General features: G+C 71.5%; 15 protein-coding genes. 5 read left to right on the forward strand and 10 right to left on the reverse strand.

What is annotated here, in order from left to right:
* The first annotated feature begins 42 nt into the window (after positions 1-42).
* Together WH07_RS01590 and sepH are read left to right on the forward strand one after the other, a co-directional pair.
* Positions 43-1,368 (forward strand): D-arabinono-1,4-lactone oxidase, encoded by a 1,326-nt coding sequence (locus WH07_RS01590; protein ID WP_046494426.1) that lies wholly within the window; start codon positions 43-45, stop codon positions 1,366-1,368.
* Between the two features lie 581 nt (positions 1,369-1,949).
* Entirely contained in the window at positions 1,950-2,984 is a 1,035-nt protein-coding gene (gene sepH, locus WH07_RS01595; RefSeq protein WP_046494427.1) for a septation protein SepH, read from the forward strand.
* A gap of 154 nt (positions 2,985-3,138) precedes the next feature.
* Here the strand turns inward: sepH and WH07_RS01600 are convergent, their stop codons facing one another.
* Positions 3,139-3,966: a sulfurtransferase gene (locus WH07_RS01600; protein ID WP_046494429.1), complete on the reverse strand. Its 828-nt coding sequence runs from the start codon at positions 3,964-3,966 to the stop codon at positions 3,139-3,141.
* A gap of 219 nt (positions 3,967-4,185) precedes the next feature.
* Here WH07_RS01600 and WH07_RS01605 point away from each other — a divergent pair, with 219 nt between their 5' ends.
* Positions 4,186-4,980, forward strand: a complete 795-nt coding sequence (locus WH07_RS01605; RefSeq protein WP_046494430.1) for a VOC family protein — start codon at positions 4,186-4,188, stop codon at positions 4,978-4,980.
* 57 nt (positions 4,981-5,037) lie between these two features.
* Here WH07_RS01605 and WH07_RS01610 read toward each other — a convergent pair whose 3' ends face one another.
* The 4 genes from WH07_RS01610 to WH07_RS01625 all read right to left on the reverse strand — a co-directional run bounded on the left by WH07_RS01610 (position 5,038) and on the right by WH07_RS01625 (position 10,604).
* Positions 5,038-5,739: a thymidine kinase gene (locus WH07_RS01610; RefSeq protein ID WP_046494431.1), complete on the reverse strand. Its 702-nt coding sequence runs from the start codon at positions 5,737-5,739 to the stop codon at positions 5,038-5,040.
* Positions 5,740-5,879: 140 nt separating this feature from the next.
* On the reverse strand, positions 5,880-7,076 hold the full coding sequence (locus tag WH07_RS01615) for an alkaline phosphatase family protein (RefSeq protein ID WP_046494433.1): 1,197 nt from the start codon (positions 7,074-7,076) through the stop codon (positions 5,880-5,882).
* Positions 7,076-7,699, reverse strand: a complete 624-nt coding sequence (locus WH07_RS01620) for a DUF5998 family protein (protein WP_046494434.1) — start codon at positions 7,697-7,699, stop codon at positions 7,076-7,078. The genes WH07_RS01615 and WH07_RS01620 overlap by 1 nt, the downstream gene beginning before the upstream one ends.
* Before the next feature lie 70 nt (positions 7,700-7,769).
* Entirely contained in the window at positions 7,770-10,604 is a 2,835-nt protein-coding gene (locus tag WH07_RS01625; RefSeq protein ID WP_046494436.1) for a bifunctional acetate--CoA ligase family protein/GNAT family N-acetyltransferase, read from the reverse strand.
* Positions 10,605-10,732: 128 nt separating this feature from the next.
* Between WH07_RS01625 and WH07_RS01630 the strand changes: the two genes are divergently transcribed.
* On the forward strand, positions 10,733-11,014 hold the full coding sequence (locus WH07_RS01630) for an HPr family phosphocarrier protein (RefSeq protein ID WP_046494437.1): 282 nt from the start codon (positions 10,733-10,735) through the stop codon (positions 11,012-11,014).
* Between the two features lie 185 nt (positions 11,015-11,199).
* Here WH07_RS01630 and WH07_RS01635 read toward each other — a convergent pair whose 3' ends face one another.
* The 3 genes from WH07_RS01635 to WH07_RS01645 all read right to left on the reverse strand — a co-directional run bounded on the left by WH07_RS01635 (position 11,200) and on the right by WH07_RS01645 (position 14,889).
* Positions 11,200-11,889: a GntR family transcriptional regulator gene (locus WH07_RS01635; protein ID WP_046494438.1), complete on the reverse strand. Its 690-nt coding sequence runs from the start codon at positions 11,887-11,889 to the stop codon at positions 11,200-11,202.
* Between the two features lie 226 nt (positions 11,890-12,115).
* A complete protein-coding gene (locus tag WH07_RS01640) occupies positions 12,116-13,498 on the reverse strand; it encodes a M16 family metallopeptidase (RefSeq protein WP_046494453.1) in 1,383 nt (460 codons plus the stop codon).
* Between the two features lie 17 nt (positions 13,499-13,515).
* The gene (locus WH07_RS01645; protein ID WP_198533697.1) at positions 13,516-14,889 is read right to left on the reverse strand and encodes a M16 family metallopeptidase; all 1,374 of its coding nucleotides are present in this window, start codon (positions 14,887-14,889) and stop codon (positions 13,516-13,518) included.
* Between the two features lie 263 nt (positions 14,890-15,152).
* Between WH07_RS01645 and WH07_RS01650 the strand changes: the two genes are divergently transcribed.
* Positions 15,153-17,603, forward strand: a complete 2,451-nt coding sequence (locus WH07_RS01650; protein WP_046494441.1) for a DNA gyrase/topoisomerase IV subunit A — start codon at positions 15,153-15,155, stop codon at positions 17,601-17,603.
* A gap of 14 nt (positions 17,604-17,617) precedes the next feature.
* On the opposite strand, the gene WH07_RS01655 is transcribed toward WH07_RS01650, so the two are convergent.
* A complete protein-coding gene (locus WH07_RS01655) occupies positions 17,618-18,781 on the reverse strand; it encodes a CobW family GTP-binding protein (RefSeq protein WP_232788666.1) in 1,164 nt (387 codons plus the stop codon).
* Between the two features lie 320 nt (positions 18,782-19,101).
* The coding region (locus tag WH07_RS01660) for a hypothetical protein (RefSeq protein WP_232788667.1) at positions 19,102-19,546 on the reverse strand (445 nt) is incomplete at its 5' end.

Genomic DNA, 19,546 nt, shown 5'->3' on the forward strand with positions numbered 1-19,546 from the left:
GAGTATGATCCCCCTCCAACTGCTCGGGGGACGGAGTGGCGTATGACCGGGACGCACACGAACGGGCCGACCGTGGACGCGTGGCGCAACTGGGCGGGGAACGTGACCGCCCGCCCGGCCCGCGCGGTCTCCCCCGCCTCCGTCGAGGAGCTGACCGAGGCGGTACGAAGGGCCGCCGAGGACGGGCTGAAGGTCAAGGCGGTCGGCACCGGCCACTCCTTCACCGCCACCGCCGCCACCGACGGGCTGCTCGTACGGCCCGATCTGCTCACCGGCATCCGGGACGTCGACCGGACGGCGGGCACCGTGACCGTGGCGGCCGGCACCCCGCTGAAGCGGCTCAACGCGGCACTGGCGCGCGAGGGTCTGTCGCTGGCCAATATGGGCGACATCATGGAGCAGACCGTCGCGGGCGCCGCCTCCACCGGCACCCATGGCACCGGCCGTGACTCGGCCTCCATAGCCGCCCAGATCCGCGCCCTGGAACTGGTCACCGCGGACGGCTCGCTGCTGCGCTGCTCCGCGGAGGAGAATCCGGAGGTCTTCGCCGCCGCCAGGATCGGGCTGGGCGCGCTGGGGGTGATCACCTCGGTGACCCTCGCGGTGGAGCCGGTCTTTCTGCTGACGGCCCGTGAGCAGCCCATGGCCTTCGACCGGGTCACAGCCGAGTTCGATCAGCTCGTGGCCGAGAATGAGCACTTCGAGTTCTACTGGTTCCCGCACACCGGCAACTGCACCACCAAGCGCAACAACCGCAGCGCGGGTCCGGCGGCCCCGCCCGGCCGGTTCGGCGGCTGGATCGATGACGAGTTCCTCTCCAACGGGCTGTTCCAGGTGGCCTGTTCGGTCGGCCGGGCCGTGCCCGCGACCATCCCCGCCATCGCCAGGATCTCCAGCCGCGCCCTCTCCGCACGCACCTACACGGACATCCCTTACAAGGTCTTCACTTCCCCGCGTCGCGTGCGCTTTGTCGAGATGGAGTACGCGCTGCCCCGCGAGGCGGCGGTAGAGGCGCTGCGCGAGGTCAAGGCGATGGTCGAGCGCTCACCGCTGCGGGTGAGTTTTCCGGTGGAGATACGCACGGCGCCCGCGGACGACATCACGCTCTCGACCGCCTCGGGCCAGGACAGCGCGTACATCGCGGTGCACCTGTACCGGGGCACGCCCTACCACGCGTACTTCACCGCGGTGGAACGGATCATGACCGCGCACGACGGCCGGCCGCACTGGGGCAAGATCCACACCAGGGACGCGGAGTACCTCTCGCGGGCGTATCCGCGCTTCGGGGAGTTCACGGCGCTCCGGGACCGGCTGGATCCGGACCGGCTGTTCGGCAATGACTATCTGCGGCGGATTCTCGGGGACTGAGCGGAAACTCGTGGGGACCGACCGGGGACTGATGGGAGCCGGCGGGGACCGGTTCCCGGGGGCCGAGGCGGCCCGAGGCGCTATGCCCCGTCTTCCGCCCCCGCTCACCCATCTGCCCCATCTCGTACCGGGAAAGGGCGACTGAGCGAAGCCGATCATTCCGATGTAGCGGATTCTGTGAAGCAGCGGGCCTGGTCAGGCGTGTTGCCGGTGCTCAACTCCGCGCCCCGGCGAGAACTTGGGCGGCGTGCCGGTCCACCCGGATGGCCCGAATGGAGTACTGTGGCGAGCCCTGGGGCCGGACTCCCTCATGGGTGTCCGGAACCTTCGGGAAGGGGGCCGAACGTGGCACTCGATCCGGCGGCGCCGCGGCACCGCACGGGCGCCTGCTGCACGGAGTGACCGGGTCTGTCACTCTGCGTCGCAAAGAGGTAACCGTGCCATAACGGCGATCCAGGGCCACTGCCCGACACGCCGGGCAGCACGGCAAGGTTGTGGCAGGCTGCACCCGGGCAGGCCACACTCGACTAGCGGAAGCAGCGACGCACGTGACGTCGGCAGGCACCACCCGGGAGGTCCCCATGCCCGAACTGCGTGTCGTGGCCGTCTCCAACGACGGCACACGACTGGTGCTCAAGGCTGCGGACAGCACGGAATACACGCTTCCGATTGATGAGCGCCTCCGCGCCGCCGTGCGCAATGACCGCGCCCGCCTCGGTCAGATCGAGATCGAGGTCGAGAGCCACCTCAGACCGCGTGACATCCAGGCGCGTATACGAGCCGGCGCCTCCGCCGAGGAGGTCGCCCACCACGCCGGTATCCCGGTGGACCGGGTCCGCCGGTTCGAGGGTCCGGTGCTGGCCGAGCGCGCCTTCATGGCCGAGCGGGCCAGGAAGACGGCCGTGCGCCGCCCCGGCGAGAACGCGGGACCCCAGCTCGGTGAGGCCGTGCAGGAGCGGCTGACGCTGCGCGGCGCCGAGAAGGACACCGTGCAGTGGGACTCCTGGCGCCGTGACGACGGCACCTGGGAGGTGCTGCTCGTCTACCGGGTCGCGGGTGAGCCGCACTCGGCGAGCTGGACGTATGACCCGCCCCGGCGGCTCGTCCAGGCGGTGGACGACGAGGCCCGCGCCCTGATCGGCGACACCGACGACACGGTCACCGCGCAGGAGCCGAGCTTCCCGTTCGTACCGCGGATCGCGCGGCTGCCGCGCGACCGCGACCGGCCGATGGACCGCGCGCTCGACCGGCAGTCGGAGCGGCCCGGGGCGCCGGAGCCGGACGAGATGAGCGAACGCGACTCGCTGACCAGCCTGCTGGAGGCGGTGCCGAGCTTCCGAGGCGACATGGTGGTGCCCGAGCGGCCCGCTCCGGAGCCGCCCGCCACGGATCCGGAGGAGGAGCCGGAGGCCGAGGAGCCGCCGGCGCCCGCGGCCTCGGCCGGTTCGGCGTACGCGGATGTGCTGATGCCGCGCTCGGTGTCCGGGCACCGGGACCGGCTCACGGGCACGACGGACCGCCAGGCGGAAGCGGATGGGGTCCGTCCGGGCCGCAGGGCCGCGGTGCCGAGCTGGGACGAGATCGTGTTCGGCACGCGGCGCAAGAAGCAGGAGTAGCGCGAAGACGGCCACGGCCACGGCGAGTTGTCGGCCGCGGCACATCGCCGAGGAGGCCTCCGCGAAGGGGGCCCGTACACGGTGTGCGTGTACGGGCCCCCTTCGTATGCGTGTGCGTGTACGGCAGGCGGTACGGCGAGACCGCGGGCTCGGGCTACTGGGGGTCGGGGCCCTTGGCGACCGGACGGGTCTCGTCCGCCGACCACTCGGACCAGGAGCCCGCGTACAGCGCCGCAGGGATGCCCGCGATCTCCAGCGCCAGCACCTCATGGGCCCCCGAGACACCGGACCCGCAGTAGACACCCACCTCGGTTCCGGCTGTGGCACCGAGTGCCGTGAATCGTGCGGCCAGATCTCGCGCCGACAGGAAGGTGCCATTTTCGGCCACATTCGCCATCGTGGGCGCCGACAGCGCGCCGGGAATATGGCCGCCGATCCGGTCGACGGGTTCGACGTCGCCGCGGTAGCGCTCGGCGGCCCGCGCGTCCAGCAGCAGCCCCCTGCGCGCCAGGGCCGCCGCACCATCCGCGTCCAGCAGCGGGAGCGAGCCCGGCACCGGGCTGAAGTCGCCCTCGACGGGGTCCGGGACCTCGGTGGAGAGCGGGCCGGTCCAGGCGGCCAGGCCGCCGTCCAGCACCCGCACATCGGAGTGACCCGCCCAGCGCAGCAGCCACCAGGCGCGTGCCGCCGCCCAGCCCTGGCCGCCGTCGTACACCACCACCGGCCTGTCCTGCGACACTCCGGCCCGCCGCATCACCGCGCCGAAGGCCGCCGCCTCGGGCAGCGGATGCCGGCCGCGTGCCCCGGGCGGGTCCGCCAGCTCCGTATCGAGATCGACATAGACTGCGCCCGGCAGATGCCCCGCCTCATAGGCCGGGCGGCCGGGAGGTCCGCCGAGCTGCCAGCGGACGTCGAGCAGGACGGGCGGACGAGGTCCGGCCGACTCGCCCTGAAGTTCCGCCGCGGTGATGATGGCTGTCATGGAGCCATCCTCGCGCACGGGCGGCCCTACCCGGAAACGGCGGAGAAACGGCCGGTAAACACCCCATCGAGATCGCGCCAAGGTCGGCGCAGTCGGGAAGCGGCACCCGGTGACAGGTGCGAGCATCTGCACGGGCGTACGGCCGTTCCCGTACGGCGGCCGGAGAGCGGCCCGCGCCCGGTCCCCGCACGGCCACGACGGTCCGAGGAGAGAGTGACGATGACCGAGGCAGCGATCCGGCGCACACCCGGCACACCCTGCTGGGTGAGCCTGATGGTGCACGGCCTTGCCGCGACCGAGGAGTTCTACCGGGAGTTGTTCGGCTGGGAGTTCCGGCCGGGACCGCAGCAGCTCGGACCGTATGTCCGCGGCATGCTGGACGGCAGGGCGATCGCGGGCATCGGCCAGTTGCCGCCCGACCGGCAGTTGCCCATCTCATGGATGACCTATCTGGCGACGGACGACGCGGATCTGACGGCCGACACGATCAGAAGCTGTGGCGGAACGGTCGGTGTCGGTCCGCTCGACGCGGCGGAGGCGGGCCGGATGGCCATCGCAGCGGACCCCGCCGGCTCGGTCTTCGGGATCTGGCAGGCGGCGGCGCACATCGGGACGGCGGTGGCCGGGGCCCATGGCACCCCGGTCTGGAACGAACTGATCACACGCGAGACATCAGCGGTCGGAAAGTTCTACGAAGCGCTCTTCAACTACGACGTGGAGTCGGTCGAGTCGACCGACTTTGACTTCCTGACCCTGCGTCTGGAGGGACGGCCGGTGGCCTCCCTGCACGGGGTGGGGCGCGCGCTCGCCCGGGATCTGGGCTCGCACTGGATGACGTATTTCGAGGTGGACGACACCGACGCCGCCGCGCGGCTGGTGACGGAGCTGGGCGGGCGGGTGATCAAGCCGCCGCACGAAGGCACGCACGGCAGGCTGGCGACGGTCGCGGACCCGGAGGGCGCGGTCTTCTCGATCGTACGGTCGGCCGGGCACCGGCAGCTCGCGGACCTCTGACCGCCCGGCGCCGACCGCGAAGCACCGGCGCCGGTCCGAGGCATCGTCCTGTCGGGCTCAGCGGAGTGCCGCCTGCCCGTCGGTCAACGGCCCGCCGTCCAGGGGCACTTCGCCGTTCCCGACCGGCAGGACATCCGGTGAGAGCGTGGCCGCCCGCGCGGTCGCCGCGGTCATCCGCCGCCGGTGATGGCGCCGGCACAGCACCTCGTACCCGATCTGGTCGCCGGACTGGTGCACATCGCCAACGACGACCTGGGCGCCCTCGACGACCATGGCACCGCCGACCGTCCGCGCGTTGTGCGTGGCCCGCGCGCCGCACCAGCAGAGCGCCTCGACCTGGAGGACCTCGATCCGGTCGGCCAGTTCCACCAGCCGCTGCGAGCCGGGGAAGAGCTTGGAGCGGAAGTCGGTGGTGATGCCGAAGGTGAAGACGTCCAGCTCCAGGTCGTCCACCACCCGGGCGAGCTGGTCGACCTGCTCGGGGGCGAGGAACTGCGCCTCGTCGGCGATGACGTAGTCGCAACGGCCGCCCTGGGAGAGGCGGTTGACCAGATAGGCGTAGAAGTCGAAGCCCTCGGCGGCCTCGACGGCGTCGGTGACCAGGCCCAGCCGGGAGGAGAGCTTGCCCTCGCCCGCGCGGTCGTCACGGGTGAAGATCATGCCCTGGAGTCCGCGCGCGGAGCGGTTGTGCTCGATCTGAAGAGCGAGGGTGCTCTTTCCGCAGTCCATCGTTCCGGAGAAGAACACCAGCTCTGGCATGAGGGAGTGACGGCCTTTCGGTTCTCGGGCGTGACATCCGCGGGCCCTGGGGCGTGCGGGGGCTCTCGGGTCTGTGTGGGCTCTGGGGCTTGCGTGGCTTACGGGAGCCGCGAAGCGTATGGGCCACGGCCTGGGCTGTTCTAGGAGCGTACTTCGAGGAGCGGGACGAGCTGCTCGACGGGGGTCATCGAGCCGTGCATCCCGACCATCGCCGACTCGTGCGGCTCCTGGACGGAGGCGGTGATCACCACATCGTCGTGGGCCGCCGCGACGACATCGCCGATCCGTCCGTACACCCGCTCGTCCATCGCGCCGGGCCGTCCGAACCAGCCCCCGGCGATCACCTCTTCGCGGCTCGCCACCCAGAACCGCTCGCCGAGCACCTCGCGCCAGACGGCGAGGACATCGGCCTCGGCCCCCGGCACGGCGTAGACATGGCGGGCCCGGCCCTCGCCCCCGAGCAGGGCGACCCCGGCGCGCAGCTCCCAGTCCTCGTCGAAGTCGATGCGCGACTCCTCGTCGAAGGGGATGTCGATCATGCCGTGGTCGGCGGTCACATAGAGCGCGGTACGGGGCGGCAGCCGCTCGGCGAGGCGCTGGGCGAGCCGGTCGACGTACATGAGCTGGCCGCGCCAGGCGTCGGAGTCGACACCGAAGCGATGGCCCTTGCCGTCGACCTCGCTGTAGTACGTGTAGACGAGCGAGCGGTCGCCCGCGGCGAGCTGCTCGGCGGCGAGGTCCATCCGCTCCTCGCCGGTGAGACGGCCGTGGAAGCTGCCGCCGCTGAGCGCGATCTTGGTGAGCGGGGTGGTCTCGAAGGTCGGCGAGGACACCTGGGCGGTATGGACCCCGGCCTCGGCGGCGAGCTGGAAGACCGTGGGGTACGGCTGCCAGACCGCCGGCTCGGTCCAGGGCTTCCAGCGGAGCTGGTTCATCAGCGCGCCGGTGGCCGGATCGCGGACGGTGTACCCGGGCAGTCCGTGCGTGGCCGGTGCCAGGCCCGTACCGAAGGAGGCGAGGGAGGTCGCCGTGGTGGCGGGGAAGCAGGTGGTGAGGGGGCGGCCGGTGCGACCGCGCGAGCTGCCGAGCAGTGAGTTCAGATAGGGCGCCTCGTCCGGGTGGGCCCTGAGCTGTTCCCAGCCGAGGCCGTCGATCAGAAAGACACAGTTCCGGTCGGCGGGGGTCAGTTCGGAAATGGCCGCGGTCAGACCCGGTACGCCCTGGCCTGCCGCGAGCGTGGGCAGCAAGTCGGCGAGCGAGCCGGTGCCGTACTCGGGCAGCGGAGCGGAGTCCGGGGCGAGCGGGACGGGGTCCTGCCAGAGTGCCTCGGCGGCCATCAGCGGCCGGTGACCGGGCTGGCGGGTGCGGCGGCGGGGGCCGCGGTCGCCGCTGTGGCTTCTGAAAGGGCCTGGGCGAACGCGAGCGTCTGGCGGACGGTGTCGGGTCCGTCGCCCGCCTCGCTGACTCTGAGGCTCAGATCGTCGGCGGTGGAGCTGCCGGTGTAGCCGTGGTCCGCCTCGCAGTTGGGGTCGCCGCAGGCGGCGGGCTCCAGATCGATCCGCGAGACCGCGCCCCAGCCGATGGTCAGGACGACCTCGCGCGGCAGGGAGCCGGGGGTGTACGACTCCGGGTTGGCGACGACCCTGCTGACCACGACGGACGAGATGCGGTCGAGCTTGACCGACTCGGTGGAGGTGGTGGCGTACGGGGTCGGGGAGCTGGTGTCGGCGTTCTGCTCGTCGGTGTGGCTGACGATGAAGCGGTGGGCGGTCAGGACGAGGACGGTGACATGCCGGCGCACCTCGTTGGCGTCGAAGGTGGTCTCCTGGTGCACCACGTACGACGCGATCTGCTCACCGCCGACAGCGGCCTCCACCGCTTCGGCCACGAGAGCCGGGTAGTAGCCGCTGCGCTCGATCGCCGTGCGCAGCCCCTGGGTCGTCGTACCGGTCTTCGCCATGGGCTCCATCCTACGGTGGCCGGATGGCTGCCGAGGACGCCCCGGAGGGCCCTTCCGTCCCGGTGACCCGTCAGTAACTGGGGAGGCGGCGCGGGCCCAGATCGTCGCGGGCGGGCGGCGGTGCGAGCCGTACGCCCGCGTCGAGGACGGAGAGCCCACGGGTGGCGACGACGACCGGTTCCAGGGTGACGGAGACGATCTCGGGGTGGTCGTCGGCCAGCCGGGACACCCGGAGGAGCAGTTCCTCCAGGGCAGGGGTGTCGACGGGCGCGGAGCCGCGCCAGCCGAAGAGGAGAGGGGCCGTTCTGATGGACCTGATCTGTCCGGCCACATCGCGGTCGGTGGCGGGTACGAGCCGGTGGGCGAGGTCGCCGAGCAGCTCGGAGGGCGGGCCCGCGAGACCGAAGGAGAGCACGGCCCCGGCGGCCGCGTCGATGGCGGCCCGTACGACGGTGTCCACCCCGCGCGGGACCATCGACTGGACCACGGGCCGCAGTTCGCCGGGGCCGCCGAGCGATTCGGTCAGCTCGCGGTAGGCGAGCCGCAGTTGGGCCTCGTCGGCGAGATCGAGCCGTACGCCCCCGAGGTCGGCGCGGTGGCGGAGATGGGGCGCGGTCGTCTTCAGCGCGACGGGGTATCCGAGCCGGGCGGCGGCGCCGACGGCCGCTGCCGGGTCGGGCGCGGGGAGGGTCGGGCGCACGGGGATGCCGTACAGGGCGAGCAGCGCGTGCGCGTCGGCGGGGCCGAGCCGTACCCCGCGCGGATCGGTGTGCTCGCCGAGCGTCCGGGCGATCAGCGCGGCGGCACCGCTCTCGTCGATGGTGTCGTCGATGGACTCGGGCACCTTGCCGGGCTCGCCGCACTCGCGCCGCCACTGCGCGTACCGGACTGCCTCGGCGAGCGCCCTCACGGCCCGCTCGGCGGCGGGGTAGGCGGGGATACGGGCGGCGGACCCGGCGGACTGCGGCGTCGAGGGCCCGGCGGACTCTGCGGACTCCGGCGTCACGGGTCCGGCGGACTGCGGCGCCGCGGGACCGGCGGGCTGCGGCGCCGCCAGGGCTTCGGTCAGGCCCGCGATCTCGACGTGCACCACGGCGACCGGCTTGGGCGGGCCCGCGGTGAGCGCTTCGCGGAGCGCGCCGGCCAGGGCGGTGCCGGGTGCGGCGGGTGCGGCGGGCGTCGCGTCAGCCTCGCCGACGTGCGGGATCGCGGTCACCACGACGGCGTCGCAGGCCTGGTCGGACAGGGCCTCGCCGAGCGCCGTACGGAAGTCCGCGGGCGTCGCCGCGGTAGTGAGGTCACGGGGGCGCAGCGGGCGGAGCCCCTCGGTGAGGCAGGCGTCGTAGGCGAGCAGACCGAGGGACTCCGAGTTGCCGAGGATCGCGACGCGTGGCCCGGCGGGGAGGGGCTGCGAGGCCAGCAGCAGGCCCGCGTCGACCAGTTCGGTGACCGTGTCGACACGGATCACACCGGCCTGCCGCATCAGCGCCGAGACCGTCGCGTCCGGGATCCGGGTGACCGGGACCGCGTGGCCCGGGGGCGTACTGCCGCTGTGGCGCGCGCCTTTGACCACCACGACCGGCTTGACCGCCGCCGTACGCCGGGCGAGCCGGGTGAACTTCCGTGGGTTGCCGATCGATTCGAGGTAGAGCAGGGCGACATCGGTGTCCGGGTCCTCGTACCAGTACTGGAGGATGTCGTTGCCCGAGACGTCCGCGCGGTTGCCCGCGGAGATGAAGGACGAGAGACCCGCGCCGCGCCGGTGGAGCCCGGAGAGCAGCGCGATCCCGATGGCCCCGGACTGGGTGAACAGGCCGATGCGTCCACGGGCGGGTGGCTCGGGTGCGAGCGAGGCGTTCAGCCGGACGGCATCGGCGGTGTTGATGATCCCGAAGGCGTTCGGTCCGATGATCCGCATTCCGTACGAACGGGCCTGGCGCACCAGAGCGCGCTGCCGCTCCCTGCCTTCCGGGCCGCTCTCCGCGTAACCGGCCGAGAGGACCACCAGCCCCCGGACACCGTGCTCGCCGCACTCCGCGACCGCTTCGGGCACCCGGCCGGCCGGTACGGCGACGATCGCGAGGTCGACGGGCTCCTTGATCAGTGCGACCGAGCGGACGGCCGGGACGCCGTCGATCTCGGTGCGGTCCTCGTCGAAGGCCCGGTTCACCGCGTACGTACGTCCGGTGAACCCGGCGTCGAGCAGATTGCGCAGGACCGTTCTGCCGACCCCGCCGGGTGCCCGGCCGGTGCCGACGACGGCGACCGAGCCCGGCGCGAGCAGTCGCTGGACCGAGCGGGCCTCGGCCCGCTGCTCCCGTCCGCGCTGGACCGCCAGGGACTCCGCGGTCGGTTCGAGGTCGAGCGTGAGGCGTACGGCACCGTCCTCGAAGTTGCGCCTCTGGGTGTACCCGGCGTCCCTGAACACCTTGATCATCTTGCTGTTGGCTGGCAGCACCTCGGCGGTGAAGCGCCGGATTCCTCGCTCACGTGCGACCGCCGCGATGTGTTCGAGCAGGGCGGACGCGACCCCGCGCCCCTGATGCGCGTCCTGGACGAGGAACGCGACCTCGGCCTCGTCGGCGGGCGCGGACGCGGACCGCCCCCGCGCGTCGACGCGGTCGTACCGTACGGTCGCGATGAACTCCCCGCCCACCGTGACCGCGAGGCCCACCCGGTCCACATAGTCGTGGTGGGTGAACCGGTGGACGTCCTTCGCGGAGAGGCGCGGGTAGGGCGCGAAGAAGCGGTAGTACTTCGACTCGTCGGAGACCTGTTCGTAGAAGCTGACCAGCCGCCCGGCGTCGGCGGTGGTGATGGGCCTGATACGGGCGGTGGCTCCGTCGCGCAGCACCACGTCCGCTTCCCAGTGATCGGGGTACGCGTGGTCCGGCGGCGTCTCCATGCCGAAAGCCTACGGGGGGCGGCGCCGCCGAGGGGGCCCTCAGGGGTCGCGAAGGGGGTATTCCCCGGCACATGAGATTCTGGGCCGGACATCGTTTTTCAGACTTTTGAGACTTGAAGGGCAACACCATGGCTGAGCGCCGCGTCAATGTCGGCTGGGCCGAGGGGCTGCACGCCCGTCCCGCTTCCATCTTCGTCCGTGCCGCCACGGCCGCCGGAGTCCCCGTGACGATCGCGAAGGCCGGTGGCACCCCCGTCAACGCCGGGTCGATGCTCGCGGTGCTCGGTCTGGGCGCGCAGGGCGGCGAGGAGATCGTGCTGACCTCCGACGCGGACGGCGCGGAGGCGGCTCTGGACCGGCTGGCGAAACTGGTCGCCGAGGGCCTGGACGAACTGCCCGAGACGGTCTGAACGAGCTGTACGAGAGCTGTCCGGTGGCGGGACCCGGTCCGGTGGCGGGAGTCCGTCCTGCGCCCGGCCGGAATTACGCACGACGGAGCCGCGGTGCGCGAATTCGGCGCACCGCGGCTCCGTATTTCCGTGCGGGCAGCGAAGAATAGGCCGCGCTTTTCAATTCTTTGTATACGGCGAGATTGTTAAGTGCGGGCACTCGCGGTGTTTACACCATGTTGCGAAACCCTCACCTTTTCCCGGTCGCGCTCGGTCCGCCGCAGCCGGTGCACCGCCGCCGTACGCTCCGCGTGCAGGGCGGTCAGCGACCGCGCGCGCTCCGCGTCGCCGCGCGCCACCGCGTCCACGATCGCGCCGTGCTCGGCCCAGGAGTCCACCGGGTGCGCGGGCTGGTCGATCACATACATCCAGGCGATCTTGTGCCGGAGCTGGGTGAGCGGGGCGGTGAGCGCCGGGCTTCCGGACGCCTGGGCGAGGGTCTCGTGGAACCAGGTGCCGAGCGAGCGCAGATCCTCGCCCTGTCCCCGTCTGGCCCGCTCCTGCCCCAGTCTGACCAGGCCCCGGAGCACCTTGAGATGGGCTTCCGTACGGCGCTGGGCCGCGCGCGCCGCGCCCAGCGGCTCCAGGAGCTGCCGCACCTCCAGCAGATCGGCCGCCTCCTGGTCCGTGGGCTCGGCCACACACGCGCCGACATGGCGGCGGGTGGTCACGAAGCCCTCCGACTCCAGGGTGCGCAGGGCTTCGCGCACCGGGACGCGGGAGACGCCGTAGCGCCGCGCGAGCTGCTCCTCGGTGAGCCGGCTGCCCCGTTCGAATACACCGGAGACAATGTCGTCGCGGATCGCCGTGCATACCGAGTGCGCGGGAATGCGCATGTCCGAACCTCCGCCTTAATCCGCGCGAAACGCTGCCGATCGGCCCCTGTTCCGTGACTCTATTGCAATCAACGCGGATTTCCGATGGGTGCCCGGAATCGATGGATATCTTTTGGCCAGCACGGAGCGGCCATCGCGGAGCAGACGGGCAGCCTCGTAGCGAAAGCGGACATTTAAGAAACCCCGGCGACAGTTGTCGCCGGGGTTTATCACGGAGTCGGTTTTCTCAGCCGCTGACGACCGTGACGTCGCCGATACCCAGCGCCGTCACCGGCTCCTTGATCTGCTCGGCGTCCCCGACGAGCACGGTGACGAGCCGGTCCACCGGGAAGGCGCTGACGGCCGCGGCCGTCGCCTCCACCGTGCCGGTCTCTGCCAGGCGCGCGTAGAGCTGGGCCTGGAAGTCGTCGGGGAGGTGCTGCTCGACCTGGTCGGCCAGGGTCGCCGCGACGGACGCGGCCGTCTCGTACTTGAGCGGTGCCACCCCGACCAGGTTCTGGACGGCCACATCGCGCTCGGCGTCGGTGAGGCCCTCCGCCGCTAGGGTGCGCAGCACCTTCCAGAGGTCGTCCAGCGCCGGGCCCGTGGACGCGGTGTCCACGGAACCGCTGATGGCGAGCATCGCGGCGCCCGTCGCCCCGCCCGGCTCCGAGGGGGCCGAGGAGCGCAGCACCTGCCCGAAGGCCCGCACTCCGTAGGTGTAGCCCTTCTCCTCGCGCAGCACCCGGTCGAGCCGGGAGGTGAGCGTGCCGCCCAGGCAGTACGTGCCGAGCACCTGGGCGGGCCAGACCCGGTCGTGCCGGTCGGCGCCGATCCGGCCGATCAGCAGCTGGGTCTGGACGGCGCCCGGCCGGTCCACGATCACCACCCGGCCCGTGTCGTCGGCCGTGATGGGCGGTACGGGGCGGGGCCTGGCGGTGTCACCAGTCCAGGTGCCGAGGGTGTCCGCCAGCACTCCGTCCAGGTCGACCCCGGTGAGATCGCCGACGATCACGGCGGTGGCCGTGGCGGGCCGTACATGCGCTTCGTAGAAGGCCCGCACACCCGAGGCGTCGATGCGCGCGACCGTCTCCTCGGTGCCCTGGCGCGGCCTGGACATCCGGGAGGAAGCGGGGAACAGCTCCTTGGAGAGCTGCTTGGCGGCGCGGCGGCCCGGGTTGGCGCTCTCGTGCGGGATCTCGTCCAGCCGGTTCCGCACCAGCCGCTCCACCTCGCTGTCGGCGAAGGCCGGCGCGCGCAGCGCCTCGGCGAGCAGGCCGAGGGCCTTGGGCAGCCGGGAGACCGGGACCTCCAGGGAGATCCGTACGCCCGGGTGGTCCGCGTGCGCGTCGAGGGTGGCGCCGCAGCGCTCCAGCTCGGCGGCGAACTCCTCGGCGCTGTGCTTGTCGGTGCCCTCGGAGAACGCCCGCGCCATGATCGTGGCGACCCCGTCGAGCCCCTCGGGCTCGGCCTCCAGCGGGGCGTCGAGATTGATCTCGACCGCCACCACCTGCTGTCCCGGGCGGTCGCAGCGCAGCACCGTCAGCCCGTTGCCGAGGGCGCCGCGCTCGGGCGCGGGGAAGGCCCAGGGCCTGGCCTCGCCGGCGGTCGGCTGCGGGTGGAAGTCCATGGTCACGGCAGCGTCGCTCACTGGTCCGCCCCTTCGTGCTCGTCGGTCTCGTCGGCGGCCGTCCCCGCCGCGTCGGCGGTGTCCTCGGAGGCCAGCGGTTCGTACACCAGCACCGCCCTGTTGTCGGGGCGCAGCCGGGCCGCGGCGACGGCCCGTACCTCCTCGGCGGTGATGTCCAGCACGCGGGTGACGGCGGTCAGCGCGAGCTGCGGGTCGCCGAAGAGCACGGCGAACCTGCACAGTTCGTCCGCGCGGCCCGCGACCGTGCCGAGCCGGTCCAGCCATTCGCGTTCGAGCTGGGCCTGGGCCCGCTCCATCTCCTCGGCCGTCGGGCCCTCGGCGGCGAGCCTGGCCAGCTCCTCGTCGACGGCGGCCTCGATCTGCGGGACCTCGACCCCGCCGGAGGTCTTCACATCCAGCCAGCCCAGCGAGGGGGCGCCGGCCAGCCGCAGCAGTCCGAAGCCCGCGGCGACCGCGGTCTGGTCCCTGCGCACCAGCCTGTTGTGCAGCCGCGAGGACTCGCCGCCGCCGAGGACGGTGAGCGCCAGATCGGCGGCGTCGCACTCGCGGGTGCCGTCGTGCGGCAGCCGGTAGGCGGCCATCAGCGCGCGCGCCGGGACCTCCTCGTGGATCTCCTCGCGCAGCTCCTCGCCGATGATGTCGGGCAGGGTCCCGTCGCGGGGCGGCTGCTTGCCGTCGTGGGACGGGATGGAGCCGAAGTACTTCTCGACCCAGGCGAGGGTCTGCTCGGGGTCGATGTCGCCGACGACCGACAGGACCGCGTTGTTCGGCGCGTAGTTCGTACGGAAGAACGCGCGGGCGTCCTCCAGGGTCGCGGCGTCCAGGTCGGCCATCGAGCCGATCGGGGTGTGGTGGTACGGATGGCCCTCGGGGTAGGCGAGCGCGGTGAGCCGCTCGAACGCCGTGCCGTACGGCACGTTGTCGTACCGCTGGCGGCGCTCGTTCTTGACGACGTCCCGCTGGTTCTCCATGGACTCCTCGTCGAGCGCGGCGAGCAGCGAGCCCATCCGGTCGGCTTCCAGCCAGAGTGCCAGTTCGAGCTGGTGGGTGGGCATGGTCTCGAAATAGTTGGTGCGCTCGAAGCTGGTGGTGCCGTTCAGCGAACCGCCGGCCCCCTGCACCAGCTCGAAGTGGCCGTTCCCCTTCACCTGGGCCGAGCCCTGGAACATCAGGTGCTCGAAGAGGTGGGCGAGGCCCGTACGGCCTTTGACTTCATGGCGTGACCCGACGTCGTACCAGAGGCAGACAGCGGCGACCGGGGTCAGATGGTCCTCGGAGAGCACCACGCGCAGGCCGTTGGCCAGTCGGTGCTCAGTCGCTGTCAGGCCGCCGGAACCGGCCTGCGCTGTGGCCGTGTGACCCATGGGCATGTACGTCCCTTCGATCGCGATATGGAGAAGTCCTGCCACTGTATGCAAGCGTGCTGACACCTGGCGAAGTTCCGGCGTGGCAGACGCCCGCCACGCGCCCCGCGCACCACCTGCTCCGTACCCCTCGCCCGGCGCTCCGGCTTACCCCCCGGCCGTATGCCGGTGACGGGTCGAGGTCCGGGTTGTCGGCGGCTCGGTCCACAATGGTCCGCGTCAGCTAGAGAAGTTGCCGTACAAGGACCTGTGAAGGAGCCGCAGCAGCGATGGCCCGCCGCAGCACGAAGACCCCGCCGCCGGAGGACTTCGAGGAGAAGATCCTCGACATCGACGTGGTCGATGAAATGCAGGGCTCCTTCCTCGAGTACGCGTACTCGGTGATCTACTCCCGGGCCCTGCCGGACGCCCGGGACGGCATGAAGCCGGTGCACCGCCGCATCGTCTACCAGATGAACGAGATGGGCCTGCGCCCCGACCGCGGGTATGTGAAGTGCGCCCGCGTCGTCGGCGAGGTGATGGGCAAGCTGCACCCGCACGGCGACGCGTCGATCTACGACGCGCTGGTCCGTATGGCACAGCCCTTCTCGATGAGGCTGCCCCTCGTCGACGGACATGGCAACTTCGGCTCGCTCGGCAATGACGATCCGCCGGCCGCCATGCGCTACACCGAGTGCCGGATGGCCGACGCCACGTCATTGATGACGGAATCGATCGACGAGGACACCGTCGATTTCGAGCCGAATTACGACGGCCAGGAGCGAGAACCGGCCACGCTTCCGGCCGCCTATCCCAATCTCCTCGTCAATGGCGCCTCCGGTATCGCGGTCGGTATGGCGACGAACATGCCGCCGCACAATCTGGGCGAAGTCGTGGCGGCCGCACGTCATCTCATCAAGCACCCGGGCGCGGACCTGGAGACGCTGATGCGGTTCGTCCCCGGCCCCGATCTGCCGACCGGCGGCCGGATCGTCGGGCTGGCGGGCATCAAGGACGCGTACGAGAACGGCCGGGGCACGTTCAAGATCCGGGCGACCGCGACGGTGGAGGACGTCACCGCGCGCCGCAAGGGCCTGGTCGTCACCGAACTGCCCTTCACGGTCGGCCCCGAGAAGGTCATCGCGAAGATCAAGGACCTGGTCTCCGCCAAGAAGCTGCTGGGCATCGCGGATGTCAAGGACCTCACGGACCGCTCGCACGGACTGCGTCTGGTCATCGAGATCAAGAACGGTTTCGTGCCCGAGGCGGTGCTCGAACAGCTCTACAAGCTGACGCCCATGGAGGAGTCCTTCGGCATCAACAATGTGGCGCTGGTGGACGGGCAGCCGCTGACGCTGGGGCTGAAGGAGCTGCTGGAGGTCTATCTGGACCACCGGTTCACGGTGGTGCGCCGCAGGAGCGAGTTCCGCAGGACCAAGCGGCGCGACCGGCTGCATCTCGTCGAGGGCCTGCTCGTGGCACTCATCGACATCGACGAGGTCATCCGGCTGATCCGGTCCAGCGACAATTCGGCGCAGGCCAAGGAGCGGCTGATCGAGCACTTCTCGCTGAGCGACGTCCAGACGCAATACATCCTGGACACACCGCTGCGCCGGCTCACCCGCTTCGACCGGATCGAGCTGGAGAGCGAGCGCGACCGGCTCAACGGCGAGATCGACGAGCTGACCGGAATCCTCGAGTCGGACACCGAGCTGCGCAAGCTGGTCTCCTCCGAACTGGCCGCGGTGGCGAAGAAGTTCGGCACCCCACGGCGCACGGTGCTGCTGGAGTCGGCCGGTTCTTCGGTGGCCGCGGTGCCGCTGGAGGTGGCGGACGATCCGTGCCGGGTGCTGCTCTCCTCGACCGGTCTGCTGGCCCGTACGGTCAACGGCGAGCCGCTGGAGGGCGGCGACGGCAAGCGCGTCAAGCACGACGTGATCATCTCGGCGGTGCCCGCGACGGCGCGCGGCGACATCGGCGCGGTGACCTCGACGGGACGGCTGCTGCGGATCGCGGTGATCGATCTGCCGCAGCTCCCGGACACCGCCTCGGCCCCGAATCTGGCGGGCGGGGCGCCGGTCTCGGAGTTCCTGGCGCTGGAGGGCGACGAGACGCTGGTCTGTCTGACCACCCTCGACGAGTCGTCCCCGGGGCTGGCGCTGGGCACGCTCCAGGGCGTGGTCAAGCGGGTGGTCCCGGACTATCCGGCCAACAAGGACGAGCTGGAGGTCATCTCCCTCAAGGAGGGCGACCGGATCGTGGGCGGCGCGGAGCTGCGCACGGGCGAGGAGGACCTGGTCTTCATCACCTCGGACGCGCAGCTTCTGCGGTATCAAGCCTCGCAGGTACGGCCGCAGGGCCGGCCGGCGGGCGGGATGGCGGGGATCAAGCTGACCGAGGGGGCGACGGTGATCTCGTTCACAGCGGTCGATCCGGCAGCGGACGCGGTGGTGTTCACGGTCACGGGTTCGCACGGCACGCTGGACGACTCGGTGCGTACGGCGAAGCTCACACCGTTCGACCAGTATCCGCGCAAGGGCCGGGCCACGGGCGGGGTGCGCTGCCAGCGGTTCCTGAAGGGCGAGGACATGCTGGTGCTGGCGTGGGCGGGCGCGAGCCCGGCGCGCGCGGCGCAGAAGAACGGCGCGCCGGTGGGGCTGCCGGATCCGGACCCGCGCCGGGACGGTTCGGGTACGCCGTTCGCGGCGCAGGTCGATGCACTGGCCGGGCCCGCGCACTGATCCGGCGTCACGGATCACGCCCCGTCCGGGGCTGAGTCCGGGTCCGGGTCGTCGCGCTCGGATCCGGCCGGGTCGGGTACGTACCGCAGGACGCCCCACATGCCGCGCTCGTCGGCGGGGGCGTCCCGCGGCCCGGTCCCCTCGCAGGCCGCCAGCTCCTTGAGCAGCGCCTCGCGGCCGATGCCGGAGCCGATCAGGACCAGTTCGGTGCGGCGCTCCTCGCCGCGCGGCCAGGGCGCGGGGTAGAAGCGCAGAAACCGGCCGACCGCGTGCACGGCATAGCGGTTGGCAGGGTCGTACGCCCCGAAGTCGACGAATCCCTTGATCCGGTAGAGGCCTTCGGGCCGGGAGTCGAGGAACGCCATCAGCCTTCGCGGGTCCATCGGGGCCCGCGCGGTGTACGAGACGCTCTCGTAGGCGGCATGGAGATGGCCGTCGTGTCCCCCGTGTCCTCCGAGGCCGTCGCCGCCTTCGGAGCCGTCGCCTCCGCCGGGACCGTGGGCGTGCGCGTCCTCCGCCTCCGCCTCCGCGTAAAGGTCCTCGAAGGTGAGCTGCCGGACCTTCTCCTCCTCGGCCGGTGCGACGGCCGGGTCGAACAGCAGCTCAGGGTCTATCCGTCCGTACGAGGCGGAGACCACCGGCGTCCCGGGCGCGAGTCCGCCGACGGCGGCCAGAACGCGCCGCCGCTCCGGCTCCGAAACCCGATCGGTCTTGTTGAGGACCACCAGATCGGCGATCGCGAGATGCCGGTCGGTCTCGGGATGGCGCTCCCGGGTGGCGTCGAACTCGGCCGCGTCGACGACCTGGACGAGTCCCCCGTACACCGTGCCCGGATGGTTCCCGGCGAGCAGCATCCGGACGAGTTCCCGGGGCTCGGCCAGCCCGCTCGCCTCGATGACGATGACGTCGATGCGGGCGGCCGGCCGGGTCAACTGCTCCAGATAGCCGTCAAGTTCGCTCGCGTCGACGGCGCAGCACAGACAGCCGTCGCCGAGCGAGACCGTGGAGCCGACCTGCCCGGCGACCGTCATGGCGTCGATCTCGATGGCTCCGAAGTCATTGACGACCACCGCGATGCGCCGGCCCGCGCGGCGGCGCAGGAGATGGTTGAGCAAGGTCGTCTTGCCCGATCCCAGAAAGCCCGTCAGGACCACCACCGGAATCTGCTTCCCGCTCACGAACACCCCTCCATACCGCGCCGTACGTCTGCCCGGGCGGATGATCTCGGAGCTCTCCGCCCGCTCCAGAATATGGGCGCTTCGCCCCACCACCCACGCCGAGGCGAAGCCCGACGGCGAGCACCGGCGCTGCTCAGCCCGGGCTCAGTCCGCGCTCAGTCCGGTACGAAGGTGCCGCCTGCGGCTGTCGCCAGGCCGGGTCCGAGGGTGGCTGCCGGTGTCCAGGCGCCGGGGTCGGCGACACCGCGGGCCAGCAGTTCGGTGACCGTGGCGGTGAGTGCGCCTGGGCTCTGGGTTCGCCGCTCCGCATGCTCGCGAGATCAGTTGTGTGGCGGAAACTCCTGGTCCAGAAGCTGGAGTGCCTCCTGCTGCCGCCGATGGAATCCGGGCAGCAAGGGCTGCACGCGGGCGAGATGCTCCGCGATCGGCAAACCCCGGTCAGTGGGCAGCCGCGCCGGGTGGTTCCGGTCAAGGGCCTTGTTCACCGAAGCACAGAACAGGTACACCGTCCCCAGAGCCTCCGAGTCGAAGACGATCTGCCCGACCGCCACCGAAGCGACCGGACCGCAAACGCCTTCGGCCAAGGCGCCCAGCACATCAGCGGCGACCGCCGGATCACCGTTTGGATCCCACTGAGCACGCATGAGCGCAGCGCGCATGATCTCTGCCAACTCCGGAGCCGACGGTCGTGCCGGATCGCTCACCATCCGCGCATCGTCCCGACCCGGCCCGCCGAAAGCCACCCGCATGCGGACCCACCAGTCC

Source organism: Streptomyces odonnellii, from assembly GCF_000981895.1.
In the GTDB taxonomy this organism is placed as follows: Bacteria; Actinomycetota; Actinomycetes; order Streptomycetales; family Streptomycetaceae; genus Streptomyces; species Streptomyces odonnellii.

What these genes read in the sequence shown, in the direction of transcription:
- WH07_RS01590 (WP_046494426.1), top strand. Translation starts at nt 43, where the DNA reads ATGACCGGGACGCACACGAACGGGCCGACCGTGGACGCGTGGCGCAAC.
- sepH (WP_046494427.1), top strand. Translation starts at nt 1,950, where the DNA reads ATGCCCGAACTGCGTGTCGTGGCCGTCTCCAACGACGGCACACGACTG.
- WH07_RS01600 (WP_046494429.1), bottom strand. Translation starts at nt 3,966, where the DNA reads ATGACAGCCATCATCACCGCGGCGGAACTTCAGGGCGAGTCGGCCGGA.
- WH07_RS01605 (WP_046494430.1), top strand. Translation starts at nt 4,186, where the DNA reads ATGACCGAGGCAGCGATCCGGCGCACACCCGGCACACCCTGCTGGGTG.
- WH07_RS01610 (WP_046494431.1), bottom strand. Translation starts at nt 5,739, where the DNA reads ATGCCAGAGCTGGTGTTCTTCTCCGGAACGATGGACTGCGGAAAGAGC.
- WH07_RS01615 (WP_046494433.1), bottom strand. Translation starts at nt 7,076, where the DNA reads ATGGCCGCCGAGGCACTCTGGCAGGACCCCGTCCCGCTCGCCCCGGAC.
- WH07_RS01620 (WP_046494434.1), bottom strand. Translation starts at nt 7,699, where the DNA reads ATGGCGAAGACCGGTACGACGACCCAGGGGCTGCGCACGGCGATCGAG.
- WH07_RS01625 (WP_046494436.1), bottom strand. Translation starts at nt 10,604, where the DNA reads ATGGAGACGCCGCCGGACCACGCGTACCCCGATCACTGGGAAGCGGAC.
- WH07_RS01630 (WP_046494437.1), top strand. Translation starts at nt 10,733, where the DNA reads ATGGCTGAGCGCCGCGTCAATGTCGGCTGGGCCGAGGGGCTGCACGCC.
- WH07_RS01635 (WP_046494438.1), bottom strand. Translation starts at nt 11,889, where the DNA reads ATGCGCATTCCCGCGCACTCGGTATGCACGGCGATCCGCGACGACATT.
- WH07_RS01640 (WP_046494453.1), bottom strand. Translation starts at nt 13,498, where the DNA reads ATGGACTTCCACCCGCAGCCGACCGCCGGCGAGGCCAGGCCCTGGGCC.
- WH07_RS01645 (WP_198533697.1), bottom strand. Translation starts at nt 14,889, where the DNA reads ATGCCCATGGGTCACACGGCCACAGCGCAGGCCGGTTCCGGCGGCCTG.
- WH07_RS01650 (WP_046494441.1), top strand. Translation starts at nt 15,153, where the DNA reads ATGGCCCGCCGCAGCACGAAGACCCCGCCGCCGGAGGACTTCGAGGAG.